The sequence below is a fragment of the Ferrovibrio terrae genome (assembly GCF_943371255.1).
In the GTDB taxonomy this organism is placed as follows: Bacteria; Pseudomonadota; Alphaproteobacteria; order Ferrovibrionales; family Ferrovibrionaceae; genus Ferrovibrio; species Ferrovibrio terrae_B.
This window is the reverse complement of record NZ_CALRUC010000136.1, coordinates 1-10,598: the sequence shown is the minus strand read 5'-3', so window position 1 is coordinate 10,598 and position 10,598 is coordinate 1. Positions and strand designations below refer to the sequence as shown.

General features: G+C 63.2%; 11 protein-coding genes. 4 read left to right on the top strand and 7 right to left on the bottom strand.

Features of this window, described 5'->3' with window-relative positions; all coding sequences use genetic code 11:
- Positions 1 to 15: 15 nt before the first annotated feature.
- The 3 genes from rsmD to AAG799_RS20350 are packed head-to-tail and all read right to left on the bottom strand — an operon-like array spanning position 16 to position 2,085.
- Complete coding sequence (rsmD, locus tag AAG799_RS20360) at positions 16 to 585, bottom strand: 16S rRNA (guanine(966)-N(2))-methyltransferase RsmD (RefSeq protein ID WP_341898741.1); 570 nt, start codon at positions 583 to 585, stop codon at positions 16 to 18.
- A gap of 10 nt (positions 586 to 595) precedes the next feature.
- Positions 596 to 1,357, bottom strand: a complete 762-nt coding sequence (locus AAG799_RS20355) for a pseudouridine synthase (protein ID WP_341898739.1) — start codon at positions 1,355 to 1,357, stop codon at positions 596 to 598.
- Positions 1,354 to 2,085, bottom strand: coding sequence for a gamma-glutamyl-gamma-aminobutyrate hydrolase family protein (locus AAG799_RS20350; protein ID WP_341898736.1), 732 nt, complete (start codon positions 2,083 to 2,085; stop codon positions 1,354 to 1,356). Before AAG799_RS20350 ends, AAG799_RS20355 begins: the two co-directional genes overlap by 4 nt.
- A gap of 91 nt (positions 2,086 to 2,176) precedes the next feature.
- Between AAG799_RS20350 and AAG799_RS20345 the strand changes: the two genes are divergently transcribed.
- The 3 genes from AAG799_RS20345 (at position 2,177) to AAG799_RS20335 (ending at position 5,057) form a co-directional block, all read left to right on the top strand.
- A complete protein-coding gene (locus AAG799_RS20345) occupies positions 2,177 to 2,608 on the top strand; it encodes a nucleoside deaminase (RefSeq protein WP_341898735.1) in 432 nt (143 codons plus the stop codon).
- Positions 2,609 to 2,717: 109 nt separating this feature from the next.
- Positions 2,718 to 3,923, top strand: a complete 1,206-nt coding sequence (locus AAG799_RS20340; protein ID WP_341898733.1) for an acyl-CoA dehydrogenase family protein — start codon at positions 2,718 to 2,720, stop codon at positions 3,921 to 3,923.
- Positions 3,924 to 3,971: 48 nt separating this feature from the next.
- The gene (locus tag AAG799_RS20335) at positions 3,972 to 5,057 is read left to right on the top strand and encodes a M14 family metallopeptidase (protein WP_341898730.1); all 1,086 of its coding nucleotides are present in this window, start codon (positions 3,972 to 3,974) and stop codon (positions 5,055 to 5,057) included.
- Between the two features lie 105 nt (positions 5,058 to 5,162).
- Here the strand turns inward: AAG799_RS20335 and AAG799_RS20330 are convergent, their stop codons facing one another.
- Entirely contained in the window at positions 5,163 to 5,708 is a 546-nt protein-coding gene (locus tag AAG799_RS20330; RefSeq protein WP_341898728.1) for a sigma-70 family RNA polymerase sigma factor, read from the bottom strand.
- A gap of 779 nt (positions 5,709 to 6,487) precedes the next feature.
- Between AAG799_RS20330 and AAG799_RS20325 the strand changes: the two genes are divergently transcribed.
- Complete coding sequence (locus tag AAG799_RS20325; protein ID WP_341898726.1) at positions 6,488 to 6,838, top strand: PRC-barrel domain-containing protein; 351 nt, start codon at positions 6,488 to 6,490, stop codon at positions 6,836 to 6,838.
- Positions 6,839 to 6,901: 63 nt separating this feature from the next.
- Here the strand turns inward: AAG799_RS20325 and AAG799_RS20320 are convergent, their stop codons facing one another.
- The 3 genes from AAG799_RS20320 to purD form a co-directional block, all read right to left on the bottom strand.
- A complete protein-coding gene (locus tag AAG799_RS20320; RefSeq protein ID WP_341898725.1) occupies positions 6,902 to 7,957 on the bottom strand; it encodes a phosphotransferase in 1,056 nt (351 codons plus the stop codon).
- A 3-nt stretch (positions 7,958 to 7,960) separates the two neighbouring features.
- Positions 7,961 to 9,028 (bottom strand): phosphotransferase, encoded by a 1,068-nt coding sequence (locus AAG799_RS20315; protein WP_341898724.1) that lies wholly within the window; start codon positions 9,026 to 9,028, stop codon positions 7,961 to 7,963.
- Between the two features lie 187 nt (positions 9,029 to 9,215).
- Positions 9,216 to 10,484, bottom strand: coding sequence for a phosphoribosylamine--glycine ligase (purD, locus tag AAG799_RS20310; protein WP_341898721.1), 1,269 nt, complete (start codon positions 10,482 to 10,484; stop codon positions 9,216 to 9,218).
- Between the last annotated feature and the right edge of the window lie 114 nt (positions 10,485 to 10,598).

The window sequence follows — 10,598 nt, the reverse complement described above, 5'->3', positions numbered from 1 at the left end:
GGTCCCGCAGCCGGCTCAGTTTCGCAGCAGGAAGGTCAGCCGCGCCGGGCCCTGCTGGCGCTCCTCCAGCAGCGCGAAGCCGGGCGGGATGGCGAATGATCCCTTGGCGTCGGTCTCCACCATCACCAGCGCATCGGGTTTCAGCCAGCCGGCCTGCGTCAGCGCGGTCAGCACCTGGGTGCCGATGCCCGAGCGATACGGCGGGTCCATCAGCACCAGGTCGGCGGGGGCGATGGCGGGGCCGGGGTTCAGCGCATCGGCGCCGCGCAGGGTGATGCGTCCGGCCATGTCCAGCTCGCTGGCATTGCGCAGGATGGTGCGCCGCGCCGCCGGGTCGATCTCGAACAGGTAGGCATGATGGGCGCCGCGCGACAGCGCCTCGAAGCTCAGCGCGCCCGAGCCGCCGAAGGGGTCGAGCACCACGCCGCCTTCCAGCCGCGTCTTGCCTTCGTCGGTCATCAGGCTCGGCGAATGCAGCAGCATGTTGAACAGCGATTCCCGCACCCGGTCGATGGTCGGGCGTGTGGTCTTGTCCGGCGGCGCGATGATCGGCCGGCCGCGATGGCTGCCGCCTACAATGCGCACGGGGCGATCCTCATGACTGCTTCGGGGCGGCCTTCGGCTTGGCGCTGCCCAGCTGTTCCTGCAGCACCTTGCCGGGCACTTCCTTCACCTTGCCGGGCTCGATGGTGCCCAGCTGGAACGGGCCATAGGCGACGCGGATCAGGCGGCTCACCTGGTGGCCGAGATGCTCCATCACGCGGCGCACCTCGCGGTTCTTGCCCTCGCGCAGGCCGACGACGAGCCAGGAATTGTCGCCCTGGCTGCGCTCCACGCTGGCGGTGATCGGGCCGTAGGCCACATCCTCGATGGTGATACCCTGGGCCAGCTCGGCCAGATGCTGCTTGTGTGGCAGGCCGTTGACGCGCACGCGATAGCGCCGCAGCCAGCCGGTGCTGGGCAGTTCCAGCCGGCGTGCCAGTTCGCCGTCGTTGGTCAGCAGCAGCAGGCCTTCAGAATTGAAATCGAGCCGGCCGACCGAAATCACCCGCGGCAGTTCGGCGGGCAGGTTGTCAAACACGGTGGGACGGCCCTGCGGATCCTTGTGCGTGGTCATCAGGCCGCGCGGCTTGTGATAGAGCCACAGCCGCGTCTTGGCCGCACCGGCAATCGGCTTGCCGTCGACCCGGATATCGTCGCCCGCATTGACCAGGAAGGCTGGCGTATCCAGCTTGTGGCCGTTGACCACGACGCGCCCCTCGGCGATCCAGCGTTCGGCATCGCGGCGCGAACACAGGCCGGCGCGCGCCAGCCGCTTGGCGATGCGTTCGCCTTTCTCAATTTCGGCATCACTCATGCTTTGCACGCGGCGATGAAGGCGGCGAACAGCTTGCGGTCGCCCTCGCTGATGAAGAATTCCGGATGCCACTGCACACCGATGCAGAACTTGTAAGCCGGATGCTCGATGCCCTCGATCACGCCATCGGGGGCAATCGCATCGCAGACGGCGCCGGGCGCCACCGCATCGACCGCCTGGTGATGCGCGGAATTGACCGGCAGTTCATCGGCCCCGACGATGCGACGCAGCAGCGTGTCGGCCGCCACCTTCACCGGATGGCCGGCCTGGTCGCGCGGATTGGGCTGTTCATGCGCCAGCGGCTCTTTCACGCTGTCGGGGATATGCTGGATCAGCGTGCCGCCCAGCACCACATTCAGCAGCTGTTGCCCGCCGCAGATGCCGAAGACCGGCTTGTTGCGGTCCAGCATGCCGCGCGTAATCGCCCATTCGAACTGGGTGCGGGCGGCCTTCACCTTCACGGTGTCATGGGTTTCGGTGGCGCCGAACAGCGCCGGATCGACATCGAAGTTGCCGCCGGTGACGATCAGGCCGTCCAGCAGGTCGAGATAGGCCGGCACGGCATCGGGCTCATGCGGCAGCACCACGGGCAGGCCGCCGGTGGCGGTCACCGCCGAGCAGTAATTCTGCCGCAGGGCATACCAGGGAAATTTCGAATAGCCGCCGGGCTCCTCGGAATCGAGGGTGATGCCGATCAGGGGCGGGCGGGTCGGGGACTGCTGGTTCATGGCCATCTTATAGGCCGGGGCAGCCGGCTTGACGAGAGGGAGTGGCTTCCCGCACCCTGCCACGGCAATGGTTACCGCCCCGAAAACGCCCATGGATATCGCATTGGACGAGGCCAGGCTGGCCGCCGAACGCGGCGAGGTGCCGGTCGGTGCCGTGATCGTCGATGGCGCCGGTGCCGTCGTGGCCTGTGCTGGCAATGAAACGCGGCAGCGCAACGATCCCACCGCTCATGCCGAAATCCTGGCGATCCGGCAGGCTGCCGCCGCCCTGGGGGCCGAGCGGTTAAGCGGTTGTGACCTCTACGTCACCCTGGAACCCTGCGCCATGTGTGCAGGTGCGATCAGTTTCGCCCGCCTGCGCCGGCTGTATTACGGTGCCGATGACCCCAAGGGCGGCGGTGTCGCCCATGGCGGCCGGTTCTTCGCACAGCCCACCTGCCATCACCGGCCGGAGGTGTATGGCGGCATCGGCGAAGCCGCCGCCGCCGATCTCCTGCGCGGGTTTTTCGCCGCCAAACGCTAATCCCGGTCCAATTCCCGGTATTGGTCCAGTGCCTAGCCGAAGCCGCCGCCCGGGCCTAAACTCCGTGCCGTATCCGCTATCGGTTAACTTGAAATAAGGGATGGAAACAATGGACTTCACATTCTCGGATCGCGTGAAAGAGCTGCAGGACAAACTCAGCCGCTTCATGGACGATCATGTCTATCCGAACGAGCATCGCTTTCACGCTGAAGTCGCCAAGGGCGATCGCTGGCAGCCCACCGCCGTCGTGGAAGAACTGAAGGAAAAGGCCAAGGCGCAGGGGCTGTGGAACCTGTTCCTGCCGGAAAGCCATCGTGGCGCCGGCCTGAAGAATCACGAATACGCCACGCTGTGCGAAATCATGGGCCGCATCCATTGGGCGCCGGAAGTGTTCAACTGCTCGGCACCGGATACCGGCAACATGGAAGTGCTGGAGCGTTACGGCACCGAGGAGCACAAGAAGCAGTGGCTGGAGCCGCTGCTGGCCGGCAAGATCCGCTCGGCTTTCGCCATGACCGAGCCGGCCGTGGCTTCGTCGGATGCGACCAACATCGAGTCTGAAATCCGCAAGGACGGTGATTCCTATATCATCAACGGCCGCAAGTGGTGGACCTCGGGTATCGGCGATCCGCGCTGCAAGATCCTGATCTTCATGGGCAAGTCGGACGCCAAGAATCCGAACAAATACCAGCAACAGTCGATGATCCTGGTGCCGCGCGATGCGGCGGGCGTCAAGGTGGAACGCATGCTGCCGGTGTTTGGCTATGACGATGCACCGCATGGCCATGGCGAGGTGACCTTCGACAACGTGCGCGTGCCGGCCTCCAACATGCTGCTGGGCGAGGGCCGCGGTTTCGAGATCGCCCAGGGGCGTCTCGGTCCGGGCCGCATCCATCACTGCATGCGATTGATCGGCCAGGCCGAGCGCGCGCTAGAGAAGATGTGCAAGCGCGCCAAGAGCCGCGTCGCCTTTGGCAAGCCGGTGGCGGAGCAGACGGTGACGCTGGAGCGCATCGCCGATGCCCGCATCATGATCGACCAGGCCCGCTTCCTGACGCTGCATGCGGCCTGGAAGATGGACACCGTGGGCAACAAGGCGGCGCGCAAGGAAATCGCCATGATCAAGGTGGCGGCGCCGGTGATGGCCTGCCAGGTGATCGACTGGGCCATGCAGGTGCATGGCGCGGCCGGCGTGTCGGAAGACTTCGGCCTTGCGGCGGCCTATGCCCAGGCGCGCACGCTGCGCTTTGCCGATGGTCCGGATGAAGTGCATCGCAACCAGATCGGCCGGCTGGAGCTGGACCGCTGGAACTGAGCCAAAGAGCTTGAGTTTGTAAACCGCCCAGAAAAGAGAAGCCTCCCCATGACTGTTGAATCGTATTTTTCCGCCACCTATGCCGAGGCGCGGGACAAGTTTCGCAGTGCTGCCACTGAAGCAGGCGCGAAGCTCACCACTTATGAAAACCCGAATGCCAAGGGACCGAACGGTGAGGTCCTGACCACCGATGTGGCCTGCCTGGGTTCCGATGATGCCGAGCGCGTCTACCTGACGATCTCGGGCACCCATGGGGCCGAGGGTTTCTGCGGCTCCGGTGCGCAGATCGGCCATTTCAAGGACAAGCTGTTTGCCGCCATGCCGCCCAAAAGCAAGGCGGTGATGATCCACGCGATCAATCCCTACGGTTTCGCCCATGTGCGGCGCGTGACCGAGGACAATGTCGATCTCAACCGCAACTTCCAGGATTTCACCAAGCCGCTGCCGCAGAACAAGGCCTATGCGGAAGTGCATGACCTGCTGCTGCCGTCTCACTGGGAAGGGCAGGGCCGTGCCGCCGCCGACCAGGCGATCCTGGAGTATCAGCAAAAGCACGGTGCCTTCGCCTTTCAGGCGGCAATGTCGGGCGGGCAATATTCGCATCCCGATGGCCTGTTCTTCGGCGGCCAGAAGCCGACCTGGTCGAACACCACCTTCCGCCGCATCCTGAAGGAACTGGTACCGGCCAGCACACGCAAGCTGGTCAGCATCGATTTCCACACCGGCCTCGGACCCATGGGCTATGGCGAACCGATCTATGTCGGCCCGGAAGACCCGGCCTATTACGCCCGCGCCAAGACCATGTTCGGGCCGGAAGTGACCAATCCGAATGACGGCAGCTCGACCTCGGCGCGGGTTACCGGCACGGTGCCGGAGGCTTTCCTCGATCTGCCCAAGTCGATGGAGGTCACGGCCATTGCCCTGGAATACGGTACGCAGACCTGGCAGCAGGTGACTGAAGCCCTGCGTGGCGATCACTGGCTTTATGCCCGTGGCGATGCCACTGCGCCGTTGGCCAAGGAGCTGAAGCGGAAAATCCGCGATGCCTTCTACACCGATACCCCCGCGTGGAAGGCGGCAATCTTCGGTCGCGCCGCCGATTTCGCCCTGCGTGCGTTCCGCGGTCTGGAATAAGCGGATTGCAGGCACGAAAAATGGCGGCAGGATCGCTCCTGCCGCCATTCTTTTTTCCAGTGACCGTTTGCTAGTGACGTCAGTGGGAACGCAGTGGCTTGGACCTCAGTGGTGCAATTCGGCCAGGCGGGTTTCGCGGCTGACCTGGCTGCGCGGAACCGAGCTTTCGCCCAGCATCTTGGCTTCCAGTTCCTGGCGGGCGCGGGCCAGACGGCTGCGGATGGTGCCGACCGGGCAGCCGCAAACCTTGGCGGCTTCCTCGTAGGACAGGCCGTTACCGACCACCAGCGTCAGCGTTTCGCGCTGCGCCTTGTTGAGCGTGCCAATGGCCTGCAGCAACTCGCCCAGCACCATCTTGTCTTCCTGCGGCGCCTTCACCGCCATCAGATTCTCGATGGCACTGGCATCGCCAAAGGTGGTCGCTTCGCGACGGCGACGTCGGGCCTGGTCGATATGCTGGTGCCGCATGATGGTGAAGGCCCAGGCCTTGAAATTGGTGCCCGGCTGGAACTGCTCGGACTTGGATAGCACACGCAGCACGGTTTCCTGGGTCAGGTCTTCGGCCCAGTTGCGATCGCGCGTCAGCATGATTGAAAAGGCTTTGAGCGAGGGCAGGGACTCCAGCAGCAGGCCGTGAATTGCGTCGGTCATGGGGAACATCCTCTTTATAAGTTCGACGTAAATGACTGGATGAGTAGTCTTCGTCTGTGAGCTAGAGGATGGCCGTGCAGCCGCACTGCAGCCAGCAACAATGCCGGGGCATGCTGTGACAAAACCGCGATGGGAAATCGCAGTTTTCCGTATTTTACTTAGGGAAATTCAGTGCTTAGGCTTGGTTCCCGGCGATGTCACAGCGCCGGTTGTGCTGCCGCCGAGATGCTGTTGCAGCTGCGGCACTGCGCGATCGAGCCAGGCATTGAACTGACGCGATTGCTCGTCTTTCGCCAGATCAGGGCCGACAGCCTGCAGCCGATATTCCGCAGATCTCTGATGTTCCGCCGATTCATGGGCGCACTCTGTCGCTGCCCCTGAGGCGGAGGGGGGAGTTTCTAGCGAATTCCTGTCCTGCTTCGACATCCCACATCTGTAACGGCTTTTAGCCCGCCACACCCTGACTGCGCCGCTGCACAGGCGTCTGCCCATGCAGCCCGCCGTCCCGCCTGCCGGTATTGTCCACCGGCATCTCAATCCATGCAATTCCAAATGACTGAAAGGTTACAAGGTTCCCCGCCGCGCCATACGGTCGCGGCCCGCCACAATCATATCCGTGTGAAGCGCCTGAAATACGGCAAAAACTGCGATCTGGGGGCGGAGTCATTTGTCACAGGAACCCTTTGATTCTTCAACTGTTATCCCCTGCATGAACAGGGCGGGTGTGATCCCAGCCGGTTCTCAAGTCCATGTCATGATCAACACGGAGGATATCCCCTATGACGGATCGTCTGATCTCGGCCGACAAGGTCGAAGGCACCACTGTTTACAACCCGAGCGGCGATAAGCTCGGTTCGATCAATACCGTGATGATCGACAAGATGTCGGGCAAGGTTGCCTATGCCGACATGTCGTTTGGCGGTTTTCTTGGCATCGGCGACAGCCACCATCCGCTGCCCTGGAGCATGCTGAAATACGACGACAACAAGGGTGGTTATGTCGTCAATCTCGACAAGAAGGTGCTCGAAGGCGCGCCGACGTATAACGCCAAGGATCGCGTGAACTGGGAAGATGAAGCCTGGGGCCGCAAGGTGCACGATTATTACGGCGTGCCGCCCTTCTGGATGTAAGGGCAGCAGATCGCACTAGGAGGAAGGCGCCCCATTGTGGGCGCCTTCTTTTTTGTGCTGCGCTCAGTCCTCGTCGCTGCCCACCAGGTTCCAGGCCTGGTTGGCCACCGAGCGGACCAGTGCGCTGTATACCTTCAGGGCCTGGGCCGCTGCCGGTGTTGTGGCATTGCCGCGCTTGACGATGCCTTGCGCCATCACGGCAACGCGGAACAGTGCAAAGGCCAGATAGAAATTCCAGTGTGGGATTGTCTCGCGCGCACTGTAGCGGCAATAGGCATTCAGATAGTCGGGCTCGCCGGGAATCCCGCTTTCGATGAAATCGATACCCTGCAGGCTGCCCATGCCGGGGATGGTGACGCGCCATGGCATGCAGTTGATCGCCAGATCGGCCAGCGGATGGCCGATCAGCGCCAGATCCCAGTCATGCACGGCAACGACGCGCGGCTCGCTGGCATGGAACACCAGGCTTTCGAGGCGGAAATTACCGTGCATAAGGCTGGTGACATCATCGGTCGGCACATGCACCGGCAGCCAGGCGAGCAGCCGGTCCATGGCCGGAATCGCATCGGTGGCATTGACACGATATTGCTCGATCAGGGCGTTGACCTGACGGTTCAGGTAATCCAGTCCGCTGCCGTTGGCCGCCAGGCCGGTTTCGCTCGGCAGCAGGTTGTGCAGGCGCGCCAGAGTTTCCGCCATCGCCTCGTAATGCGCCTGGCGCTGCTTGGCGTCCATGCCAGGCAGGTTAGGGTCGCGGAAATGCCGTCCGGGCACATAGTCGAGCAGGTAGAAGGGGGCACCGATCACGCTGTCATCGGTGCAGGCGAGCTGTGGATGGCCAATGGGCAGGCCGGCATCATGCAGGGCACGCAGCAGGCTGAAGTCGCGCTCGATCGACTCTGCCATGCTGCAGCCCTTCTTGGGCTGGCTGCGCTTGCGCAAGACGAAATTGCGCCCTGGACTATGCAGCATGAAAGCCGGGCTGGCGGCCGGACCCTTGAACTGCTGTACCGTCAGCGGCGGTTTGAAATCCGGCAAATGCCCGGCGAGATACGCCGCCAGCCTGGCCTCGTCGAACCGATGGTGCGGTTGTACGGGGATCAGGTCGGCGGCTGCCATCGGCTATTTGCCTCCTGTGATGCGCTCCACCAGCGCCCAAGCCTGTTCGGCGATCGGTTTTGCCCGTTTGCCGGACTCGATCGCATGCTGGCTGGCGGCGGTGCCGTCTTTCACCCGTCCCATGATCCCCTGCAGGATGCCGGCGATGCGGAACATGTTATAGGCCATGTAGAAGTCGAGATGCGCAATCCCGTCCCGGCCAGTGCGCTTGCAATAGGCAGCCGTGTAGGCCTGTTCGGTCGGAATCCCCAGATCGGCAAAGTCGATGCCGGCAATGCCACGGAAAGTCTCCGGTGCCAGCCGCCATGACATCAGATGATAGCTAAAATCGCCAAGCGGATGGCCCAGCGTGGATAGTTCCCAGTCCAGCACCGCGATCACGCGCGGCTCGGTGGGATGGAAGATCATGTTGTCCATGCGGTAGTCGCCATGGACGATGCTGGTTTCCTCGCCCGGCGGAATATGCGCGGGCAGCCATTCGATCAGCTTGTCCATCGCCGGGATCGATTCCGTCTCGGATGCCTTGTATTGCTTGCTCCAGCGGCTGATCTGGCGGGCGAAATAGTCGCCGGGCTTACCGTAATCGCCCAGCCCGATGGCGGTGTAATCGACCTTATGCAAGGCGGCGATGGTGCGGTTCATGGCATCGAAGATGCCGGCGCGTTCCTCGCGATTCATACCGGGCAGGCGCTGGTCCCAGAAGATGCGGCCTTCGACGCAATCCATGACATAGAAGGCTGTGCCGATCACACTGTCGTCTTCGCACAGGCCGTAAGTCTTGGCGACCGGCACATCGGTCTGGCCCAGCGCGGTGATGACGCGGTATTCGCGGTCAACAGCATGGGCCGATGGCAGCAGTTTGCCCGGGGGCTTGCGCCGCAGCACGTATTTGCGATCGGGAGTGACCAGCATGAAGGTCGGGTTCGACTGTCCGCCCTTGAACTGCTGGAGGGTCAGCGGGCCGCGGTAATCTGCAACATTCTGCCTGAGCCAGTGCTCCAGTGCGGCTTCATCGAATTTATGGCGCTCCTGCACCGGCATGGTGCCAACGAAGCGGTCTTGGTCGCTCATGCTATCGTTTCCTCGTCTCATTGGGACGCGACAACTGAGCGTCCGGGGCTACGATAGCCATGCGGCAGCACCCGGCGCAACCGCCGATCCACGATCCCGCCTTTCGTCCTATGGCCGCGGGGCCGATGCCGTTGTTATTGTTGGCCTGTGGTCAGGCCTTTTCGCGGGCGATAGCCCGCCAGCCCCATTATTGCTGTTCGCGGGCGATAGCCCGCCAGCCGATGTCGCGGCGGCAGAAGCCTTCGGGCCAGCGGATTTTGTCCACAGCCGCATAGGCGCGCGCCTGAGCCGCGCCGATGGTTTTGCCCAGGCCGCAGACGCCCAGCACGCGGCCGCCATTGGCGAGGATTTCGCCATTGGCACCAGCCTTGGTGCCGGCATGGAACACAATCGTATCGGCCTCGGCCGCAGCGGCATCAAGGCCTTCGATCCGTGTGCCCTTGCGCGGCTCGCCCGGATAGCCCTCGCCAGCCATCACCACGCAGAGTGCAGCTTCATCCTTCCAGCGCAGGTCGAAATCCTTCAGTACACCATCGCGCGATGCCATCAGCGCCGGCAGCAGGTCGGATTTCAGACGCAGCATCAGCACCTGACATTCCGGATCGCCGAAGCGGACATTGTACTCGTAGAGTTTGGGGCCAGACTTGGTCAGCATAATGCCGGCGAACAGGACACCCTTGAACGGCATGCCTTCAGCAACCATGGCATCCACGGTGGGCTGGATGATGGTATCGACGATCGCACGCTCCAGCGCCGGGCTGAGTGCCGGTACCGGCGAATAGGTGCCCATGCCGCCGGTATTCGGCCCGATATCGCCATCGCCGACACGCTTGTGATCCTGCGCGGCGGCCAGCGGCAGAATATGCTTGCCGTCGACCAGCGCAAAATAGCTGACCTCCTCGCCTTCGAGAAATTCCTCGATCACCACTTCGGCGCCGGCCTCAGTGAACAGCGCGGCATTGGCGGCCAATGCTTCATCCAGCGTCATCGCCACGGTGACGCCCTTACCGGCGGCCAGGCCATCGGCCTTCACCACGATGGGGGCACCCTGCTGGCGGATATAAGCTGCGGAGCTGGCCTTGTCCTTGAAGCGGCCATAGGCGCCGGTCGGGATGCCGTATTTGGTGGCGAGGTCTTTCACAAAACCCTTGGAGCCTTCGAGCTGGGCTGCGGCCTTGGTCGGGCCGAAGCAGGCAAAGCCGGCGGCTTCCAGATGGTCGACCAGCCCGGCCACCAGCGGCACTTCCGGGCCGACCACGACGAAGTCGATATGCTCGTCACGGCACAGCTTGAGCACGCCATCGAAGTCGAGGGGATCGACCGGCGCCAGTTTGGCGATCTGGCCGATGCCGACATTGCCCGGCGCGCAGACCAGCTTGTTGACCAGCGGCGAGGCGCCGAGCGCCCAGCACAGGGCATGCTCGCGTCCGCCCGATCCGATGACGAGAAGATTCATGTCTGCTGACCCGTTTCAGGATTGGCGACTGGAGGAATGGCGGCAATGTTTGTATCATGGGCCCAGCAGACGCAAGGCTTCCCGAATGAGCGATTTCGAGCCCTCCGCAGTCCC